This is a genomic window from Streptomyces sp. WM6372 (assembly GCF_001279655.1).
In the GTDB taxonomy this organism is placed as follows: domain Bacteria; phylum Actinomycetota; class Actinomycetes; order Streptomycetales; family Streptomycetaceae; genus Streptomyces.
The window spans coordinates 75,485-94,185 of record NZ_LGDB01000093.1 but is presented as its reverse complement, the minus strand read 5'-3'; the positions used below and the strand labels follow the sequence as shown (position 1 = coordinate 94,185).

Annotated in this window: 17 protein-coding genes; 10 read left to right on the top strand and 7 right to left on the bottom strand. The window is 71.7% G+C overall.

Features of this window, described 5'->3' with window-relative positions; translation table 11 throughout:
* The first annotated feature begins 13 nt into the window (after positions 1-13).
* Positions 14-1,666 (top strand): bifunctional aspartate transaminase/aspartate 4-decarboxylase, encoded by a 1,653-nt coding sequence (locus ADK52_RS09055; protein ID WP_053689243.1) that lies wholly within the window; start codon positions 14-16, stop codon positions 1,664-1,666.
* Positions 1,667-1,738: 72 nt separating this feature from the next.
* Here ADK52_RS09055 and ADK52_RS44400 read toward each other — a convergent pair whose 3' ends face one another.
* From ADK52_RS44400 to ADK52_RS09045, 3 genes are all read right to left on the bottom strand, one after another.
* Positions 1,739-1,870 carry a hypothetical protein gene (locus tag ADK52_RS44400; protein WP_267887242.1) on the bottom strand — a complete coding sequence of 44 codons (132 nt, stop codon included), beginning with the start codon at positions 1,868-1,870 and terminating at the stop codon, positions 1,739-1,741.
* 14 nt (positions 1,871-1,884) lie between these two features.
* A complete protein-coding gene (locus ADK52_RS09050) occupies positions 1,885-2,412 on the bottom strand; it encodes a glycine-rich domain-containing protein (protein WP_234343574.1) in 528 nt (175 codons plus the stop codon).
* Positions 2,413-2,826: 414 nt separating this feature from the next.
* Positions 2,827-4,002, bottom strand: coding sequence for a helix-turn-helix domain-containing protein (locus ADK52_RS09045; protein WP_053689242.1), 1,176 nt, complete (start codon positions 4,000-4,002; stop codon positions 2,827-2,829).
* Positions 4,003-4,115: 113 nt separating this feature from the next.
* On the opposite strand from ADK52_RS09045, the gene ADK52_RS09040 reads away from it, so the two are divergent.
* The gene (locus ADK52_RS09040) at positions 4,116-4,649 is read left to right on the top strand and encodes a flavoprotein (protein WP_053689241.1); all 534 of its coding nucleotides are present in this window, start codon (positions 4,116-4,118) and stop codon (positions 4,647-4,649) included.
* A gap of 120 nt (positions 4,650-4,769) precedes the next feature.
* On the opposite strand, the gene sph is transcribed toward ADK52_RS09040, so the two are convergent.
* A complete protein-coding gene (gene sph, locus ADK52_RS09035) occupies positions 4,770-5,759 on the bottom strand; it encodes a sphingomyelin phosphodiesterase (protein WP_053689240.1) in 990 nt (329 codons plus the stop codon).
* Positions 5,760-5,910: 151 nt separating this feature from the next.
* On the opposite strand from sph, the gene ADK52_RS09030 reads away from it, so the two are divergent.
* Positions 5,911-6,804 carry an oxygenase MpaB family protein gene (locus ADK52_RS09030; protein WP_053689239.1) on the top strand — a complete coding sequence of 298 codons (894 nt, stop codon included), beginning with the start codon at positions 5,911-5,913 and terminating at the stop codon, positions 6,802-6,804.
* Between the two features lie 36 nt (positions 6,805-6,840).
* On the opposite strand, the gene ADK52_RS09025 is transcribed toward ADK52_RS09030, so the two are convergent.
* Positions 6,841-8,346: a M1 family metallopeptidase gene (locus ADK52_RS09025; protein ID WP_053689270.1), complete on the bottom strand. Its 1,506-nt coding sequence runs from the start codon at positions 8,344-8,346 to the stop codon at positions 6,841-6,843.
* A gap of 269 nt (positions 8,347-8,615) precedes the next feature.
* Positions 8,616-9,086, bottom strand: a complete 471-nt coding sequence (locus ADK52_RS09020) for a hypothetical protein (RefSeq protein ID WP_199828469.1) — start codon at positions 9,084-9,086, stop codon at positions 8,616-8,618.
* Between the two features lie 94 nt (positions 9,087-9,180).
* Between ADK52_RS09020 and ADK52_RS09015 the strand changes: the two genes are divergently transcribed.
* The 7 genes from ADK52_RS09015 (at position 9,181) to ADK52_RS08985 (ending at position 16,894) form a co-directional block, all read left to right on the top strand.
* Positions 9,181-10,044: an SCO6745 family protein gene (locus ADK52_RS09015; protein WP_053689238.1), complete on the top strand. Its 864-nt coding sequence runs from the start codon at positions 9,181-9,183 to the stop codon at positions 10,042-10,044.
* A gap of 115 nt (positions 10,045-10,159) precedes the next feature.
* Positions 10,160-12,625: a Tex family protein gene (locus ADK52_RS09010; protein ID WP_053689237.1), complete on the top strand. Its 2,466-nt coding sequence runs from the start codon at positions 10,160-10,162 to the stop codon at positions 12,623-12,625.
* A gap of 321 nt (positions 12,626-12,946) precedes the next feature.
* Positions 12,947-13,768 carry a GAF domain-containing protein gene (locus tag ADK52_RS09005; protein WP_053689236.1) on the top strand — a complete coding sequence of 274 codons (822 nt, stop codon included), beginning with the start codon at positions 12,947-12,949 and terminating at the stop codon, positions 13,766-13,768.
* Positions 13,769-13,823: 55 nt separating this feature from the next.
* On the top strand, positions 13,824-14,213 hold the full coding sequence (locus ADK52_RS09000) for a hypothetical protein (RefSeq protein WP_053689235.1): 390 nt from the start codon (positions 13,824-13,826) through the stop codon (positions 14,211-14,213).
* A gap of 205 nt (positions 14,214-14,418) precedes the next feature.
* Positions 14,419-14,922, top strand: a complete 504-nt coding sequence (locus tag ADK52_RS08995; protein WP_053689234.1) for a hypothetical protein — start codon at positions 14,419-14,421, stop codon at positions 14,920-14,922.
* Positions 14,909-16,108 carry an MAB_1171c family putative transporter gene (locus ADK52_RS08990; protein ID WP_053689233.1) on the top strand — a complete coding sequence of 400 codons (1,200 nt, stop codon included), beginning with the start codon at positions 14,909-14,911 and terminating at the stop codon, positions 16,106-16,108. The genes ADK52_RS08995 and ADK52_RS08990 overlap by 14 nt, the downstream gene beginning before the upstream one ends.
* A 15-nt stretch (positions 16,109-16,123) precedes the next feature.
* Complete coding sequence (locus ADK52_RS08985; RefSeq protein WP_053689232.1) at positions 16,124-16,894, top strand: SDR family NAD(P)-dependent oxidoreductase; 771 nt, start codon at positions 16,124-16,126, stop codon at positions 16,892-16,894.
* Positions 16,895-16,997: 103 nt separating this feature from the next.
* Here ADK52_RS08985 and ADK52_RS08980 read toward each other — a convergent pair whose 3' ends face one another.
* On the bottom strand, positions 16,998-18,635 hold the full coding sequence (locus ADK52_RS08980; protein WP_053689231.1) for an ABC-F family ATP-binding cassette domain-containing protein: 1,638 nt from the start codon (positions 18,633-18,635) through the stop codon (positions 16,998-17,000).
* Positions 18,636-18,701: the final 66 nt, after the last annotated feature.

The following is an 18,701-nucleotide window of genomic DNA, read 5'->3' as shown; positions in this document are numbered from 1 at the left end:
CGAGGCTGGGAAGATGCCGGAGACCCGTTTCAGCCGCGAGGAGATCCAGTCCCTCGCACGGCTCAGCCCGTTCGAGCTGAAGGACAGGTTCATCCAGCTCGCCCATGCGGCCCAGGCCGACCGGCCGGGCCAGAAGGACACCACCGCCCGCGCGATGCTGAACGCGGGCCGCGGCAACCCCAACTGGATCGCCACCGGCCCCCGCGAGGCCTTCCACGCCCTCGGCTACTTCGCCCTCGACGAGTCCCGGCGCGTGTGGACCGCCGACCACCTCGGCGGGATGCCGGAGCGCCGCGGCATCGGGAAGCGGTTCGACTCGTGGATGCGCCGCCACCCGGAGCTGCCCGGCACCGAGCTGCTCTCCGCGTGCGTCGCGTACGCCCTGTCGCGATGGGGGTTCGACAAGGACGCCCTCGTGCACGAGCTGGCCGACGCCGTGATCGGCGACAACTACCCCGTGCCGGACCGGATGCTGGTGCACGCCGAGCAGATCGTGCGCGGCTACCTCGACTTCGAGATCTTCGGTGAGCGGCCGGCCGTGGACCGCCTGTCGCTGTTCGCGACCGAGGGCGGCACGGCCGCGATGTGCTACGTCTTCGACTCGCTCGTCCAGAACGGGATCCTCCGCAAGGGCGACAAGATCGCCCTGATGACCCCGGTGTTCGCCCCGTACATCGAGATCCCCGGGCTCGACACCTTCCAGTTCGAGGTGGTCAACGTCAGCGCGAGCCTCTTCGCCGAGACGGGCGTGCGCCAGTGGCGCTACCCGCCGGAGGAGGTCGCCAAGCTGGCCGACCCGGAGGTCAAGCTGGTCTGCCTGGTCAATCCGAGCAACCCGCCCTCGCTCGCGCTGAGCGACCGGGTGGCGGGGCAGATCAAGGAGATCGTGGCCACCGCCAACCCGCGCCTGTTGATCGTCACCGACGACGTGTACGGCACGTTCGTACCCGGTTTCCGCTCGCTCGCCGCCGAACTGCCGCGCAACACGCTGCTGGTGTACTCGTACTCCAAGCACTACGGGGCGACCGGCTGGCGGCTCGGCGTCATCGGCCTGCACGACGACAACCTCGTGGACGAGATGATCGCGGACCTCCCGCCGGAGGAGACGGAGCGGCTCGCCCGGCGGTACGCCTCGCTCAGCCCGGAGCCGGCGACCATCCGGTTCATCGACCGGATGGTCGCGGACTCCCGCTCGGTGGCGCTGGGCCACACGGCGGGGCTCTCCCCGCCGCAGCAGGCGCTGATGGTGCTCTTCTCGCTGTTCGACCTGCTGGAGGAGGGCCAGGCGTACAAGGAGCGGGTCCGCGGGATCGTCCGGAGGAGGCTCGGCCTGCTGCTGGAGGGCGCCGGAATGAAGATCGCGGAAGACGACCGGCGGGCCGGGTACTACGTCGAACTCGACCTGCTGGCCGAGGCGGAGCGGGTCCACGGCAAGGAGTTCGCGGAGTTCCTGGAGAAGAACTACGAGCCCGTCGACCCCCTGTTCCGCCTCGCGGAACAGACCTCGGTGGTACTGCTGAACGGCGGCGGCTTCGACGGCCCGCAGTGGTCGGTCCGCGTCTCCCTGGCCAACCTCGACGACCTCGACTACCTCAAGGTCGGCCACCACCTGAGGGAGATCTTCCAGGAGTACGCGGCGGAATGGCAGCGCACCCGGGCCGACTAGCGCCGTCGCGTACCCGGCCGATCAGCGAGTAGCCCCGACCGGAAACCCGGCCGGGGCTGGAGTGCGGTGCGGTCAGTCGATGTCGCCGGGCTCCGGCACGATGAACCCGCGGACCGGCTGTTGAAGCTCGCGCCAACCCGTCCGCTCGTGCTCGTGCAGCGCGGCGACGACGTCCTCGTACCGGGGGTCGATCCACTCAGTCATGGCGCGGAGCCTACCTACTTCGGCTTGGGCGTGATGATGACCGTGCCTCCGTCATCCGAGTGCTGGCAGTCCGCCGCGACCGACACGGTGGTGTCCTCCGGGCCCCGCCACAGATCGCGATCCGGGGTGTACCCGGCCGCCTCCATCGCTGCGACCGTCCGCTCGACGCTCGACTGCGACCGTTGCCCCGGATCCGGGCGCTCGGGCACGTGGTGGATGAAGCCACCCAGCCTGAAGCACAGGCCCTGGTACAGGCCGGTGTGCAGAATGAGCGCGTGCCAGCCCTCGTCAACCACGCGGGACGGGACCAGAGACGTCGTGCTCTTCGCCGCAGTGGCGAGGAACGCGATTGCCTCGACGACGATGCGGCCGGCCATCTCCGGCTCCATGCCCGGGTTGCCGTTGAGGACCGTGTGCATGACGCCGTTGAACTGCGCGTCGGACAGCAGCGCCCGCGGGGACAGGGCGGTGGCCGTGGTGCCGGTGTAGGGCGGCGGGGGCGGCGTGGGGCCGGTGCTGCACGCAGGAGAGGGCGATGTCATGGGTTGCTCCTCGGTGAGATTCCGATGGTGCGAGGTACCCGCCACGGGCGCCGCCGGGGGAAATGGACGGACGCAGGGGCGGGGTTAGTGGGTGCTGACGGCGATCACGGCGAGGATGCCGAGCACGATCGCGACGTATAGGAGCTGACGCACGCGCTCGGTCACTGCTCGTCGCTTGTGGCCCTGGGCCGGCACGACGGGTCTCGGATGTCGTGCGACCAGACCGTCGGACGGGCCCCGGACCCGGAATGCGGGATGAGCTTCTGCCCGCCGCCACGGATCACGCGCTGGCAGCGCGCGCAGACCTGGCCCGTGGCATCCGTGCTGTTCATGGCGGCTCCCTACCGTCGTCAGCGGGTGGTGACACCAGCCTGACGCTCCGGCAGAGCGCCAACACTCACAGATTTGTGAGTGCTACAGCCCGATCCAGCGGGCCATCCCCCCGAGACCGTCGGGCGCCCGCCGCGACATGTGCACCAACCCGCGGATCGTGGTCCGGGTACCCGGAAGATGCCGCGTCTGCTCCGGTGCCACCTGCCGCGCCTGGGTCAGGAACTTCAGCGACGTCTTCGCGGAGCCCGCTTCCATCTCCACGAGCGCCCGGTCCACGAGGTAGCGGGCACGCCGCGAGGTCAGCGTCGACGCCGGCAGCTTCAGGGTGCGAGCCCGGCCGAGCGCGTCGTCGAACTGCCGCATCGCGATTGAAGCGCCGAGCTCGTGCAGCCGTACGTTCACCCGCCCGAAGGACAGCCAGTGCACATCCCCGGCTTCGCCGCCCACCCGGTCCGCCAGCTCCCGGGCCGCCGCCAGGTGCGTCTCAACGGCGGTTGCGTCCTCGTTCTTCGCGGCCACGGTGGCCATGCCGAGGTGGAGCTGGCCGGTCACCGCGAGGGCCTCGCGCCTCGCATCCCCGGCGAGCAGGCTCTGGCCCGACAGGATCAGCGGCGTGGACGTGGCGCAGCGCCACAGGGTGGCCCGCTTGTAGCGTTGCACCGCTTCGATGCAGGGATCTGAGGCTCGGGCCGCAGCCCAGCCCATCCGGTCCAGGGCGACGCGGGCGAGGTCCGGGTGATCGAGCTTGAGCGCCACGTCGTGTGCGGTCCGGTAGGCGGAGGCGAGCGCCCGCCACACCGGCGTTGACGGCTCTGTCCACGCGGTGTGCGTCAGCTCCAGAATGAGGGCCGGCAGCGCCTTGGCCGCCGCGCGCAGGTGGGTGGCCCGCACCTGCTGACACGAAGCGTCCGCTGCGGCGGTCAGCTGCGGCACCGGCCGGACGGTGGGGAGATCGGGGTGCGGGCCGAGGTCGTACCGGTCGAGGGCCTCCCGGATCGGAGCGACCAGTGCGACCAGCCGATCAGGTGGCAGCGATGTCACGGCCGGGGGTCCTGTCAGCTGGGACGTGTCCACCCTGAGCGCCTGCGCCACGGCGGCCACGAAGCCGGGAGTCGCGGGGCGCGCCCCGCATTCGACCTGGCTCAAGAGGCTGAGGCTGTACGGGATCCTGTCGGCGAGCTCGCGCTGTGTCAGGCGAGCGAGCCGCCGCTGCTCCTGGATCCGAGATCCGGTGCGGTCATCGTCAGGTGCGGACATACTGGTCTCCGTCCAAGACTCGTCATCATGGACGGTACCCGCGCACGATGCGCCCGGTCGGCCCTCGCCCCGACTCCTTCAGGATCGGGGGCGATTGCATAGGCTCGTCAGCCATGACGACGAGGACTCTGTACCTGCTCTGCTCCGCCGCCCCGCCCGTCTTCGAGATCGCGGGCGTGATCGAGGAGGCACAGGGCCGCGGCTGGGACGTGTGCCTCGGCCTGACGCCGACGGCCGCCGACTGGCTGGAGGACAGCCTCGACGGGCTGGCCGCTCTGACCGGGCACCCGGTGCGCTACCGGTACAAGCGCCCCGGTCACCCGGACGTGTGGCCGCCTGCGGACGCGGTGCTCGTGGCCCCGGCGACGATGAACACGCTGAACTCCTGGGCGCTCGGGATCACCGGTACATGGCTGGTCGGGTTCGTTGCCGAGGCCATCGGCAAGGGCATCCCGCTGTCGACGATGCCCTGCGTGAACAGCGCGTATGCCCAGCACCCGCAGTTCCCGTCGTCGCTGGAGACGCTGCGCGGGGCCGGGGTCCGCGTGCTGTACGGGCCGGGCGGGTTCGAGCCGAACGCCCCGGGCGAGAAGCGCCCGTATCCGTGGGGCGCGGCGCTGGACGCTGTAGACGAGGACTGTCGGTAGCCGTCCCCCGGACAGCACGAAAACGCCCCCTCCCGGCCCCGGGCCGAGAGGGGGCGTTGTGCGTCCCCGCGCTGGACCGTGGTTCTGGTCGCTCGGCAGGCGTGCGTACCGGCCCGCGGGCTAGCGGCCGATCAGGGGGTAGTGGTCGGAGAGGTTGGTGTACGTGTACGAGGTGCCCCAGCTGGAGACCGTCCAGGGCGCCGACTCCTCCTTGACCACGTTGTTCTCCCAGCCCGCCGGGCGCGCGTTGCCCTTGCGGTAGAGGACGTAGTCGAGGTCCTCGCGCGGGTCCGTCGGGTAGCGGTAGTTCGCGATGGAGTTCAGCGCGGTGTCGAACGAGTACGGGTGGCCCGTGCGCGAGTCGGAGTCGGCCAGGTCGGCGTTGGCGAGCATGGACGCGAACTCGGGGGAGCGCGAGTCGACGTTCATGTCACCGGCGACGATGACCTGCTCGTTCGCCGGGATGTTCTTGCCGTCCAGGAAGGCGTCTATCGCCTTGAACTGGCGGGCGCGCATGTCCGCCGCCTCGCCGGAGCCGCAGCCCGGGTCGGTGGACTGGGCGTGGGTGCCGACCACGTGGACCTTGGTCCCGTTCACGTTCAGCACGACGTAGGCGAAGCCCTTGTTGGACCACCAGTCGGCGCCGCAGGCGTCCTTGTAGACGACCTGCTCCTTGCGGACGATCGGCCACTTGCTGAGGATCGTGACGCCGCCGTCCTCGGGGGTGGTCGAGGAGTACGCGCCGCCCGTGGCGTCCCAGCCGCTCTTGCTGCGGCCGACGATCGGGGTCTGGTACGGGTACTGCGCCGAGGCGTTGGACTTCAGCGCGTCCGAGGCGCCGTTGTCGAAGGCCTCCTGGAGCACGACCACGTCGTGGCCCTGGAAGAAGGACGCCTTGGGGATCTCCGAAGCCCGGTGGTCCTGACCCCAGTTGGGGTAGAGGTTCTTGCTCATCAGGAACGTGTTGTACGTGAGGACGCTGAGCCGCGGGGCCGCGGCGCTCTCCGCGGCCGAGGCGGCCGGCGCACTGGTGGCGGCCAGTGCGCCGACGGCGATCGCCGCGACGGCCGTGGCGGCGGCGCGGTTGCGGCGGAGCTTGGTGTGCAGCATGAGGTCTCCATCATTCCTGCAGGGGGGAGATCGACTCCGTCATCCAAGCAGCCGCGGTTACCTCTGGGTAACACCCGTGACAAGACTTTCTGTCCGGGAGCGGACGTCTGGCACTCGCGACCCGAACCTTCAGCACTCGCATACTGGAACCATGAGAGAAACAGAGCTCCCCGCACCCGGACCGACGGCCGCCCGCCGCCCCGATCCCGAGCCGCCGGCCCCCGGCGGGGTGCTCTGGACCATCTCCGGCGACGTCCGGGCCCTGCTGATGCTGCCCGCCGCCTTCACCATGCAGGTCGCCCACCCCGCGATCGGCGCCGGCGTCGACGAGCACTCGGTCTTCCGTACCGACCCCTGGGGGCGCGGAGAGCGCTCCCTGCGCTCCGTGCAGCTGTGGGTGTACGGCGGGGCGGAGGCCGCCGAGGAGGGCCGCCGGGTGCGCCGCCTGCACAAGGAGATCCAGGGCGTCGACACCCGGGGGCGGCGCTACCACTCCCTCGACCCCGCCTGCTACTCCTGGGTGCACGCCACCGGCTTCCCGATCTACCTGTACGCCGGGCGCTACCTGCTGCGCCGCTTCACCCCCGCGCAGGAGCGGCAGCTGTACCGGGAGTGGCTCCAGGTGGGCCGGATCCTCGGCCTGCACGACCGCGACATGCCCCAGAGCATCGAGGAGTACTGGGTCTACTACCGCAGGATGCTGGCCGAGGAGATCGAGCCGACCAAGGTCGCCCGCGAGCTGGTCGCCACCGACGTGCCGCTGCCGAGGCCCGAGGGCGGCTCCCTGCCCGTGCGGCTGCTGCTGCGGCTCACCTGGCCGGTGCTGCGGGCGGCGTTCCTGCGCTTCCGGGCCTTCGCCACCGTCGGGTACATGCCGCCCGAGGCCCGCGCCGCCATCGGGCTGGAGTGGAGCCCGGCGCAGGAGCGCAGGCTCCGGCGGTTCAGCACGGCCGTACGGCTCCTCGTACCGCTGCTGCCGGAGCGCCTGCGGTACCTGCCCATCGCGCGCGCCGCCCGGGCCCGGTGGCGCGCCGGCACCCCCTGAGGGGCGCCGGCGCGCGGGTGTCCGTACGTACGCCGATCAGTGCTCGTGGATCGTGTTCGTCTCGGCGATCTTCTTCCAGGACTTCGGCTCCACCGGCTTCGCGGCGGGGGCCTTGAGGGACCGGGCGGTCGGGGCCGCGGCGGCCGGCGGGGCGAACGCCGGCTTGCCCGGGGTGTACAGCCAGGTCTCGAACAGCTGCGCCAGCGGCTTGTTCGACACCTTCTCCGCGTACCGGACGAAGTCCCCGACCTTGGCGTTGCCGTAGGCCCGCTCGGTCGGCCAGCCCTTGAGGATCCGGAAGAACGTCTCGTCGCCGACCTCGTTGCGCAGCGCCTGCAAGGCGATCGCGCCGCGGTCGTACACGGCCCCGTGGAACTGGTTGTCCGGGCCCGGGTCACCCGGCTTGACCTGCCAGAACGGGTCGTCCGCCGGGCGCTGCCCGTACGTCCAGTCGGCGAGCTCCTGCGCGGTGCCCTCGCCCTCCTTCTCCGACCACAGCCACTGGCTGTAGCGGGCGAAGCCCTCGTTGATCCAGATGTCCTTCCAGCCGTCGACGGAGACGCTGTCCCCGTACCACTGGTGGGCCAGCTCGTGCACGATCACCGAGACGTTCGCGCCGTTCGCGAACTGCTTCGGGCTGTAGAACGGCCGGGTCTGCGTCTCCAGCGCGAAGCTCGACGGCACGTTGGGCACGTACCCGCCCAGGGCGTTGAAGGGGTACGGCCCGAAGACGCCCTCCAGCCATTCGGCGACCTCTCCGGTCCGCTCCACGCTCGCGCGCGCCGCGCCCGCGTTGTCGCCGAGGTCCTTGCTGTACGCGTTGAGGATCGGCAGACCGCTCGCCGTCTTGTCGGTGGTGACGTCGAACTTGCCGATGGCGAGGGTGGCGAGGTACGTGGCCTGCGGTTTGTTCGAGCGCCAGTTGTACCGGGTCCAGCCGAGCCGGGAACTCTGCGACTGGAGCACGCCGTTGCTGATGGCCTGGGTGCCGTCGGGGACGTTGACCGAGATGTCGAAGGTGGCCTTGTCGAGCGGGTGGTCGTTGCTCGGGAACCACCAGACGGCCGAGTCGGGCTCCTGTGCGGCGACGCCGCCGTCCGGGGTGCGCTGCCAGGCCGACCAGCCGTCGATCTTGAACTCCGAGGGCTTCCCGGCGTACTTGACGACGACCGTCGCCGGCGTGTCCTTCTTCAGCGGCTGGGCGGGGGTCACCTCCAGCTCGTGCTGCCCGGAGGTGGCGAACTTCGCCTTGGCGCCGTTGACCCGGATCTCGCTGACCTTCAGGCCGAAGTCCAGGTTGAAGCGGGAGAGGTCCTGCTTGGCGGTGGTCAGGAGGGTGGCGGTGCCCTCCAGCAGGTCCGTCTTCGGCTGGTACTGCAGGCGCAGGTCGTAGTGGGACACGTCGTATCCGCTGTTGCCGCTGACCGGGTAGTAGGGATCGCCGATACCCGGGGCCCCTTGGACCGAACTCGCCGCCGAGGCCGGGATCACCAGCAGGAGGGAGGCGGCCAGCACGCTCGGGGCGATGACTTTGCGGTGCACGAAGAGCTCCAAGTGGTAGGGAGACAGTTCTGTTCAACGGCTTGTCGTCCGACCGTATTCACGCCCGGCCCCCTACGTCATGTCCATGGCCCCTGGTGTCACACGATCGCCATTCGGCCGTCACAGGCCGGGGGCCGGACCGGTGGCTCACCGCCCCGAAGAGCCGCGTTCGGGTACGCGAACGGCCTTCCTCCGCCAGGTGGACCGCGGAAGAAGGCCGGAAACCGGATGCCGTCCGGATGTGCGGCCGGATGCGGAAGAGACTCGGCCTAGAGGCCGTTCAGCTTCGATTTGGTCGTCAGGAACTGGGTGCCGATGCCGGTGTCGTTGCTGGTGAAGAGGCCCGACGCGCCGCGCAGGCTGGTCTTCTCCGCCGCCAGACGGCCCATCAGGGTCTTCACCTGCTGGTCCCAGGTGTCCGCGACCTTCTTCAGGCCGGCGGCCGTCTCCCAGCCGTCGAAGCCCTTCTGGGCGGTGCCGGTGTCGGTGTCCGCGTGCTCCGCGGCCTTCTTGGTGTTCGGTTCCAGCTCGGTCTCGATCGTGTTCGCCGCGGCCTTCTTCTGCGCCGGCGTCGAAGCGAAGTCCCCGGAGCCGCCCGGAACGAACGGGCCCATCGGGCCCTTCGGGTTGCCCGGCGCGGCCGGTCCCGTCGGAGCCGTCGGTCCGCTCGGTTCGACCGGCACGTGGTTCAAGCGCATGCCGACCTGAAGGTCCGACACCTGCTCGCCATCTCCTGACATGTTCACGCCTCCCCGTTGGTTTCGGCTCGATCATATGCATGGCGGCCGGGACTCGGTCTACCCGACATACTGAGCGGTCGGTAATCTGGCCGCCATGACGATTCCTCCGCGCGCCGCCCGCAATTGCTGGCACGCAGCGATCAACCCGCTGCACGCCACCATCTACTTCTCTCCCGATCTGGGCAAGGAGTTCGCCGCCCTCGGGGTCACCGAGCGGCCCGCCGTGAACCTCGCCTCCCGGTCCGCCGCGATGGGCGCCGTCGGGCCCGGCACGGTCACCGCCACCTTCTACAACTACCGCCACGACTTCGTCGCCCGGCACCTGCCCGCCGTCTGGGACACCATCACCCCCGAACAAGCCCTCGACGCCCGGCTGCGCGCCGCCGACAGCACCCTGCGCCGACTGCTCGGTGCGGAGGCCATCGAATCCCCCGAGCTCGCCGAGACCGCCGACCTCGCCCTGCGCGCCACCGAGGGCTGCACCCGGCACGCCCGGCCCCTCTACGCCGCCCACGCCGACCTCCCCGTACCCGAGGAGCCGCACCTGCGCCTCTGGTACGCCACCACCCTGCTGCGCGAACACCGCGGCGACGGCCACCTCGCCGCCCTGCTGCTCGCCGGACTCGACCCGCTGGAGGCCCTGGTCAGCCACACCGCCACAGGCCGCGGCATGACCCCCAAGTGGATCAAGGCCATCCGCGGCTGGGAGCAGTCCGACCTCGACGCCGCCGCAGACCGGCTGCGCGAGCGCGGGATCCTCGACGCCGACGGCGAGCTCACCGAGGAGGGCGCGGCCGTACGCGAGCGCCTCGAAGCCGACACCGACCGCCTCGACGCGGCCCCGTACGAGCACCTCGGCGCCGAAGGCCTGGCCCGGCTGGCCGAGCTGGGCGGCGGGTTCGTCGTCAAGGCCGTCACCGCCGGTGCCTTCCCCGCGGACGCCTTCGGCAAGGCCTGACGGGGCCGGGCGCGGCCCGGGTACGGGCCCGGGCGCGGGGCTCCCGGACGCCGTCACCGCCACCTGCCACAATTGGCAGCCTTCCAGTGCAAACGAAGGCAGGCGGGACCCGATCGTGACGATGTCCATCGAAGGCAGGATCGCCGAGGAGCTCGGCGTACGGGAGCGGCAGGTCAAGGCCGCCGTCGAGCTGCTCGACGGCGGCTCCACCGTGCCGTTCATCGCGCGCTACCGCAAGGAAGCGACCGAGATGCTCGACGACGCCCAGCTGCGCACCCTCGAGGAGCGGCTGCGCTATCTGCGCGAGCTGGAGGACCGCCGCGCGGCGATCCTGGACTCCGTACGGGAGCAGGGCAAGCTCGACGCCGAACTGGAGGCCCGGATCAACGCGGCCGACACCAAGGCCCGGCTGGAGGACATCTACCTCCCCTTCAAGCCCAAGCGGCGCACCAAGGCGCAGATCGCCCGTGAGGCGGGCCTGGAGCCGCTCGCCGACGGCCTGCTGGCCGACCCGTCGGTGGAACCGGCCGCCGCCGCGGCCGCGTTCGTCGACGCCGACCAGGGCGTCGCCGACCCGGCCGCGGCCCTGGAGGGCGCCCGCGCCATCCTGACCGAGCGCTTCGGCGAGGACGCCGACCTGATCGGCGAGCTGCGCGAGCGCATGTGGGGCCGCGGCCGGCTCGCCGCGAAGGTCCGTGAGGGCAAGGAGGAGGCGGGCGCCAAGTTCGCCGACTACTTCGACTTCGCCGAGCCCTTCACCGCGTTGCCCTCGCACCGCGTCCTCGCCATGCTGCGCGGGGAGAAGGAGGACGTCCTCGACCTCACCCTGGAGCCGGAGGCGCCGGGCGAGACCCCCGGCCCGTCCACGTACGAGGGCATGGTCGCCCGGCGTTTCGGGATCAACGACCGCGGCCGCCCGGGCGACAAGTGGCTGGCCGACACCGTCCGCTGGGCCTGGCGCACGAAGATCCAGGTGCACCTCGGCATCGACCTGCGGATGCGGCTGCGCGCCGCCGCCGAGGACGAGGCCGTACGGGTCTTCGCGGCCAACCTGCGCGACCTGCTGCTCGCCGCCCCGGCCGGCACCCGGGCCACGCTCGGCCTCGACCCGGGCTTCCGCACCGGTGTGAAGGTCGCCGTCGTGGACGCCACCGGCAAGGTCGTCGCCACGGAGGTGATCTACCCGCACGTGCCCGCCAACAAGTGGGACGAGTCGCTCGCCAAGCTGGCCCGCCTCGCCAAGGAGCACGCGGTCGAGCTGATCGCCATCGGCAACGGCACGGCCTCGCGCGAGACCGACAAGCTCGCCGGGGACCTGATCACCCGCCACCCCGAGCTGAAGCTCACCAAGGTGATGGTGTCCGAGGCGGGGGCCTCCGTGTACTCGGCCTCCGCGTTCGCCTCGCAGGAACTCCCGGACATGGACGTGTCGCTGCGCGGCGCGGTGTCCATCGCCCGCCGCCTCCAGGACCCGCTCGCCGAGCTCGTCAAGATCGACCCCAAGTCGATCGGCGTCGGCCAGTACCAGCACGACCTCTCCGAGGTGAAGCTCTCGCGCTCGCTCGACGCGGTGGTCGAGGACTGCGTGAACGGCGTCGGCGTGGACGTCAACACCGCCTCCGCTCCGCTGCTCTCGCGGGTGTCGGGCATCAGCGGCGGGCTCGCCGAGAACATCGTGGCCCACCGCGACGACAACGGCCCCTTCCGCAGCCGCAAGGCGCTCAAGGACGTGGCACGGCTCGGCCCGAAGGCGTACGAGCAGTGCGCGGGCTTCCTGCGGATCCGTGGCGGGGACGACCCGCTGGACCTCTCCAGCGTGCACCCCGAGTCGTACCCGCTGGTCCGGGGCATGGCCAAGACGGCCGGCAGTGACGTGGCGGCGCTGATCGGCAACACCGGCGTGCTGCGCTCGCTGAGGCCGGAGCAGTTCGTCACCGAGGCCTTCGGCCTGCCGACCGTGACGGACATCCTGCGCGAGCTGGAGAAGCCGGGCCGCGACCCGCGGCCCGCCTTCAAGACGGCCACCTTCAAGGAGGGCGTCGAGAAGATCGGCGACCTGGCGCCCGGGATGATCCTGGAGGGCGTGGTCACGAACGTGGCCGCGTTCGGCGCCTTCATCGACATCGGCGTCCACCAGGACGGGCTGGCCCACGTCTCGGCGCTGTCGAAGAACTTCGTCAAGGACCCGCGGGACGTCGTCAAGCCGGGCGACATCGTCCGCGTGAAGGTCCTGGACGTGGACATCCCGCGCAAGCGGATCTCGCTGACGCTGCGGCTGGAGGACGAGGCCGACCGCCCGGCGGGCGGCGCTCCCCGGCCGCGCGAGGACCGCCAGGACCGGCAGGACCGGCGCGGCGGCGGCCGTCCCCCGCAGCAGCGCGGCGGCGGTCAAGGCGGCCAGGGCCAGGGCCAGGGCGGGCAGGGCCAGGGTGGCCAGGGCCGGGGTCAAGGCGGCGGCGGCCAGCGCCAGGGCGGGCAGCGCCAGGGCGGGGGCTCCCCGGCCCCGGCCAACAGCGCGATGGCGGACGCCCTGCGCCGCGCCGGCCTCACGGGCGGCCCCGAGGAGCGCCGCAAGCGCTAGCGAGCCCCGGGGCTCCGGGCCGCGGCCCCCGGCCCCGGCCCCCGGCCCCGGCCCCGGCCCCCGGCCCCGGCCCCGGCCCCGGCCCCCGGCCCCGGCCCCGGCCCCGGCCTCCGGCCTCCGGGCCGCGGGCCGCGGGCCCGGGCCGCCGGCCTCCGGCGAGCGCCGAGCGCCGAGCGCGGCGCGGTCCCGCGGTTCCACCGGCACCGGCCCGGGGAGCCGCGGGGCTGACTTCCCGTGCTTCGTCAACTCCGAGTCACCGCACGGAAAAACATGGGATTCTGCGATCCCAGACCTTCCACCTGCGGGGAGCGGCACGTACGGATGAAGCAATGGCTGGCCCAACGGGGCGTCCACTACCTGTTCCTGCTCTTCTCCGCCGTCCTCGGTGTGGCCGTCGCCGTCGTCTCGGTGTGGGCCGACGGGGCCACCGGGGCCGACAAGCAGCGCTGGGCCCTCATAGCCGGCGTCTCCGCCTGCGGTGTCGTCCTGATCACCCACTTCGAGAAGCGGTTCGCGGAGAACGGCGAGAAGCGGGCCAAGGAATACGCCAGCCAGACGAACGCTGAGGTCACGAAGCTCTACTCGAGCACGCTGGGCCCCCTGAGCGACAAGATCAGGGACCTGGCCGTGCTCTATGCGGACCGGGCCCGGGTTCCGTCCCCTCTGCCCCAGACGACGGTCGACGATCTCAAGGATTTGCGCAAGGAGATCCTCGACCAGGTCCTGGCCGGAGCGGTCGACCTCACCGCCCCGCCGCTGCAGCCGAGGCTCGTGCCGCGGGCGCGGTGCAGTTTCTACCGGTACGACGCCGCCACGGACGGCTTCACCCTGGAGGGCACCTTTCCCGGGTACCGGCAGCCCAGGCCCAACATCGACCCGGTCGGCGCGGCGCACATGAAGAACGAGATCCTCGGCGGCACCGGAACGACCTTCAGGATCGACGGCAAGCTCGTGACGCAGTCCTATCTCATCCCCGGGGGAACGGGATACGAAGCGGTCATCGCCGTCCCGGTCATCCACGGCACCGAGAAGATAGGCGTACTCTCCGTCGACGCACCCCGCTTCGCCGACCTCGCCGACCGGCACGTCCCGCTCATGGAATCGCTGGCCGGCATCCTCGCGGCTTCCTACGCACTGAAGTAACCGGAGTAAGGGAGGCTTCTCCATGGCGGCGTCGAGCGTGCCGGGCCGAGGACGGATGCCGGACGGAGGACGCGAGCCGCGCGAGCGGCCCGACGAGGATTCCGTTCCCCCGCACCTGGAGGGCGTCAGCCCCGAGAACTGGCGGTTGCTGCGGGAGCACGAGCGCGTCCACCGCATGGCGCTCGACGTGGCACGCCGTCAGGTGGACGCCGAGCTGGCCCGCCCCCGTGAGCGGAACCTGTCGAACCTCGGTGTCACCGTCGTCGCGTCGGTCGCGTTCGGCATCATCGCCCTCGCCCTGTTCACCATGGGGCTCGGGCCGTGGAGCCTGCTGCCGCTGGCCCTGCTGGTACCGGCGGTCCTGCTGGCCGTAGGCTACGGCCTGCTGGTCCTCGGTATCCGGCCGCGCACGCCGGAATCGGGGGGTTCGGGGATGGCCGAATAGGCACCCCACCTGGGCACACACCTTGCGAACTCCCGTACAAGATCTGTAGGCATGGTGGAACGCCCGTTCGCCGAGTGGTGAGCGGGCTTCCGTTTCTCCCCTCAGGACCCCACTCCCAGAGGCCGCCTTGAAGGCACAGGACGCCATGCCCACGCCCACGCACGCCTACCGACGCTGCCCGCGAAAGGGTCCGAAGAGGGATCACATGCCCCACTCGCAACCCAGCCTCCGTAAACGGTGCGAGAAGATTCTCGGCCATCTGGATCTGACCCATCCCTTCTCCATCGAAGGGCTGTGCAACCGGATCGCCGAGCAGCGGGGCCGCCCCATCCACCTCCACCCGCTCCCCAAGGAGGCGGCTGAATCGGGGGTCTGCGGACTGTGGGTGGGCACCGACAGCGTCGACTTCGTCTTCTACGAGGCCCAGACCACCGCGCTGCACCGCGAGCACATCGTGCTCCACGAGCTCGGGCACATCCTGTTCGGCCACAACTCCCTGGAGGCCGAGGACAACGACGGGCAGGTCCCGGTCGTCCTCGGGCGCACCAACTACACCACCAGCCAGGAGCAGGAGGCGGAAATGCTGGCCAGCATGATCCGCATCCGCACGACGGGCCCCTGCCCGCAGTCGGCCGCCGCACCCCGCGGCACCCTCGCCTGGCTGGAATCCGCCATGGGCTACGGGCGGGGGAGCCATGGACGCCGCTGACCTCACCGCCTTCGGCGACTCGCTGGCCGTGCCCAGCGTCGTCTGCCTCTGGACAGCGGTCCTGCTGCGCGCCCCGGCCGCCCTGCGCTCCCCGCAGCAGCGCGGCCTGTGGCTCGCCGTCGCCACCGCGGCCGCCGCGATGACCCTGAACCTCCCGGACGTCGTCGCGTACGCGATGCGCGACCCGCACTACGCGCACTCCGTCGGCCTCGTCCGCAACCTGATCGGCGTGCTGTCCGCGGGCACCGTGCTCTACTTCGTCGCCGCCGCCACCGGAGGCAGGGTCCTCCAACTCGCCTCCTGGGTGGGCACGGTGGCCTGGCTGACCACCCTCGTGGTGCTGGACACGGCCGCCCCCGCGCACACCGTGCACACCATCCCGCCGCAGGGCGATCCGGTGCCCTCCCTCGCCTACTGGCTGCTCCTGATCACCGCGCACCTGCTCGCCAACACCACCTGCGTCGCCCTCTGCTGGCGCTACAGCCGCCGCACCGAGAGCCGGGGCCTGGCCGCCGGCCTGCGGCTGTTCGGCCTCGGTACCGCGCTCGCCGGCCTGTTCTGGTTCGTGTACCTGCTCAAGGCCCTGTTCGCCAGCACCTGGGCGATGCCCGCCCTGCCGCTGATGATGAACCTGCACGGACTGCTGCGGGCCGCCGCGATCCTCGTGCCCACCCTGTTCACGCTGCGCCGCACGAGCGCCGACATCGCCACCGCCTGGCGGCTGTGGCCGCTCTGGCACGACCTGGTCCAGGCCGTCCCGCACGTCGCCCTCACCAAGCCGCGGGCCGGCCGGGTCGTGGAGCTCCTGTGGCCGCCCGTCCCGCGCAACCTGCTGGTGTACCGCAAGGTGATCGAGACCCGCGACGCGATCCTGATCCTCGGCGAGTACGTCGCCCCGGGCGTTCCGGAGCTCGCCCGCAGCCACGTCACCGGGCACGGGATCCCCGAGCAGCGGCGCACCGCGGCCGCACTGGCCTGCGTACTGAAGGAGGCGCGGCAGGCGAAGCTCGCCGGACGGCCCGGGCAGCCGGGGGAGGACGCGGTGTGGGAACTGCCCGCCGCGATGCAGACCTCCGCCGAGGGCGGCGACCTCGACGACGAGGCCCGGTTCCTGGTCGACGTGGCCCAGGCCTACGGATCGCCGTCGACCACGGACTTCACCCCGCAGCGCCCGCACACCCCGTAAGGAAGTGACCCTCTCTTGACCACCGTTCTGATCACCGGGGCCAGTGCCGGACTCGGCGCCGCCTTCGCCCGCGGCTTCGCGGCCAAGGGCTGCGAGCTCGTCCTGGTCGCCCGCGACAAGGACCGCCTCGAAGCCGTGGCCCGGGAGCTCGGCCGGGAGTTCGGCACGGCCAGCGAGGTGCTGCCCGCCGATCTGCTGGACCCGGCGGACTGCACGGCCGTCGCCGAGCGGCTCGCCGACCGGGACCGGCCCGTGGACATCCTGGTCAACAACGCGGGCTTCGGGCTCCCCGCACCCTTCCCGTACAGCCCCGTCGAGGACGAGGAGCGGCTGCTCGACCTGCTGGTGAAGGTCCCGCTGCGGCTCACCCACGCCGTGCTGCCGGGGCTGCGCGCCCGCCGTCGGGGCGCCGTGGTGAACGTCTCCTCGGTGGCCGGGCTGCTGCCGACCGGGACGTACGGGGCCGCCAAGGCCTGGGTCACCGCGTTCAGCGAGTCCCTGCGGGTGGACATGGCGCCGTACGGGGTCAGGGTCCTGGCAGTGGTCCCGGGATTCACCCGCACCGAGTTCCAGGCGCGCGCCGGGATGGACGTCAGCTCCCTGCGCGAGGCGGTGTGGCTGGAGCCCGAGGCCGTGGTGGCCAAGGCGCTGCGGGACCTGGCGCTGCGCCGGCCGGTGAGCATCACCGGCCGCCGCTACCAGGCGTACGCGCTCGCCGTCCGGCACCTGCCGCGCGGCTTCGTGGCCGCCAGGCTCGCGCGCAAGCGGCGCGCGCCCGGGCAGTAACAGCCCGGGCGGTAACGGCCCGGGCGGTAACGGCCCGAGCAGTTGCGGCGCGCGCAGTGACGGCCCGAGCGGCGATGCCCGGGCCGTAGCGGCCGGACGACCGCTAGAGCTCGGTGACCTTGCCGTTCGCGACTTCCAGACGGCGGGTCACGTGCACCGCGTCCAGCATCCGGCGGTCGTGGGTGACCAGCAGCAGGGTGCCCTCGTACGCGTCCAGGGCCGACTCCAGCTGTTCGATCGCCGGCAGGTCCAGGTGGTTCGTGGGCTCGTCGAGCACCAGCAGATTCACCCCGCGGCCCTGGAGCAGCGCCAGGGCCGCCCGCGTGCGCTCGCCGGGGGAGAGCGTGGCCGCCGGCCGCAGGACGTGCGCCGCCTTCAGGCCGAACTTGGCCAGCAGGGTCCGCACTTCGGCCGGCTCGGTCTCCGGCACCGCCGCGCAGAAGGCCTCCAGCAGCGGCTCGTCCCCGAGGAAGAGCCCGCGCGCCTGGTCCACCTCGCCGACCAGTACGCCCGAACCGAGCGTGGCCGCACCGGAGTCGGGCACCAGCCGGCCGAGGAGGACGGCGAGGAGCGTGGACTTGCCCGCGCCGTTGGCGCCGGTGATCGCCACCCGGTCCGCCCAGTCGATCTGCAGGCTGGCCGGGCCGAAGGAGAAGTCCCCGCGCCGCACGGACGCCTCGTTCAGGGTGGCGACGACCGAGCCGGAGCGCGGCGCCGCCGCGATCTCCATCCGCAGCTCCCACTCCTTGCGGGGCTCGTCGACGACTTCGAGCCGCTCGATGGCGCGCTGCGTCTGGCGGGCCTTGGCGGCCTGCTTCTCGCTGGACTCGCCCCGAAGGTTCTTGCCGATCTTGTCGTTGTCGCTCGCCTTGCGGCGGGCGTTGCGGACGCCCTTGTCCATCCAGTTGCGCTGCATCTGGGCGCGGCCCTCCAGGGCCGCCTTCTTGCCCGCGTACTCGTCGAACTCCTCGCGGGCGTGCGTACGGGCCCGCTCGCGCTCCTCCAGATAGGCGTCGTAGCCGCCGCCGTAGAGGTTGATCTGCTGCTGCGCCAGGTCGAGTTCGAGGACCTTGGTGACCGTGCGGGTCAGGAACTCGCGGTCGTGGCTGATCACGACGGTGCCCGCGCGCAGGCCCTTCACGAACCGCTCCAGGCGCTCCAGACCCTCCAGGTCCAGGTCGTTGGTCGGCTCGTCGAGCAGGAAGACGTCGTAGCGGGAGAGCAGCAGCGAGGCGAGGCCCGCGCGGGCCGCCTGGCCGCCGGACAGCGCGGTCATCGGCAGGTCCAGGCTGACGGCCAGCCCGAGCTCGTCGGCGACCTCCTCGGCGCGCTCGTCGAGGTCGGCGCCGCCGAGGTTCAGCCACTGGTCCAGGGTCGTCGCGTACGCGTCGTCCGCGCCCGGGGTCCCGTCGACCAGGCCCTGGGTCGCCGCGTCCAGCGCCGCCTGGGCGGTGGCGACGCCCGTGCGCCGGGCCAGGAAGTCCCGTACGGACTCTTCGGGGCGCCGCTCCGGCTCCTGGGGCAGGTGGCCGACGGCGGCGGTGGGCGGGGAGAGCCGCAGCTCGCCGGTCTCGGGCGTGTCCAGGCCGGCGAGCAGGCGCAGCAGGGTGGACTTTCCGGCGCCGTTGACGCCGACGAGGCCGATGACGTCGCCGGGGGCGACGACGAGGTCGAGATCGGCGAAGAGCGTGCGCTCACCGTGCGCGGCGGTGAGGTTCTTGGCGACGAGGGTTGCAGTCATGGTCCGTCGATCCTATCCGCGCGCCGGGGCATGGCCGTAAAGGTGGGATGAGCGTCATTGCGGCCA

Bases quoted from the DNA above. Each gene is read 5' to 3' on its own strand.
- ADK52_RS09055 (WP_053689243.1), top strand. From the start codon at position 14: ATGCCGGAGACCCGTTTCAGCCGCGAGGAGATCCAGTCCCTCGCACGG.
- ADK52_RS44400 (WP_267887242.1), bottom strand. From the start codon at position 1,870: ATGACTGAGTGGATCGACCCCCGGTACGAGGACGTCGTCGCCGCGCTG.
- ADK52_RS09050 (WP_234343574.1), bottom strand. From the start codon at position 2,412: ATGACATCGCCCTCTCCTGCGTGCAGCACCGGCCCCACGCCGCCCCCG.
- ADK52_RS09045 (WP_053689242.1), bottom strand. From the start codon at position 4,002: ATGTCCGCACCTGACGATGACCGCACCGGATCTCGGATCCAGGAGCAG.
- ADK52_RS09040 (WP_053689241.1), top strand. From the start codon at position 4,116: ATGACGACGAGGACTCTGTACCTGCTCTGCTCCGCCGCCCCGCCCGTC.
- sph (WP_053689240.1), bottom strand. From the start codon at position 5,759: ATGCTGCACACCAAGCTCCGCCGCAACCGCGCCGCCGCCACGGCCGTC.
- ADK52_RS09030 (WP_053689239.1), top strand. From the start codon at position 5,911: ATGAGAGAAACAGAGCTCCCCGCACCCGGACCGACGGCCGCCCGCCGC.
- ADK52_RS09020 (WP_199828469.1), bottom strand. From the start codon at position 9,086: ATGTCAGGAGATGGCGAGCAGGTGTCGGACCTTCAGGTCGGCATGCGC.
- ADK52_RS09015 (WP_053689238.1), top strand. From the start codon at position 9,181: ATGACGATTCCTCCGCGCGCCGCCCGCAATTGCTGGCACGCAGCGATC.
- ADK52_RS09005 (WP_053689236.1), top strand. From the start codon at position 12,947: ATGAAGCAATGGCTGGCCCAACGGGGCGTCCACTACCTGTTCCTGCTC.
- ADK52_RS09000 (WP_053689235.1), top strand. From the start codon at position 13,824: ATGCCGGACGGAGGACGCGAGCCGCGCGAGCGGCCCGACGAGGATTCC.
- ADK52_RS08995 (WP_053689234.1), top strand. From the start codon at position 14,419: ATGCCCCACTCGCAACCCAGCCTCCGTAAACGGTGCGAGAAGATTCTC.
- ADK52_RS08990 (WP_053689233.1), top strand. From the start codon at position 14,909: ATGGACGCCGCTGACCTCACCGCCTTCGGCGACTCGCTGGCCGTGCCC.
- ADK52_RS08980 (WP_053689231.1), bottom strand. From the start codon at position 18,635: ATGACTGCAACCCTCGTCGCCAAGAACCTCACCGCCGCGCACGGTGAG.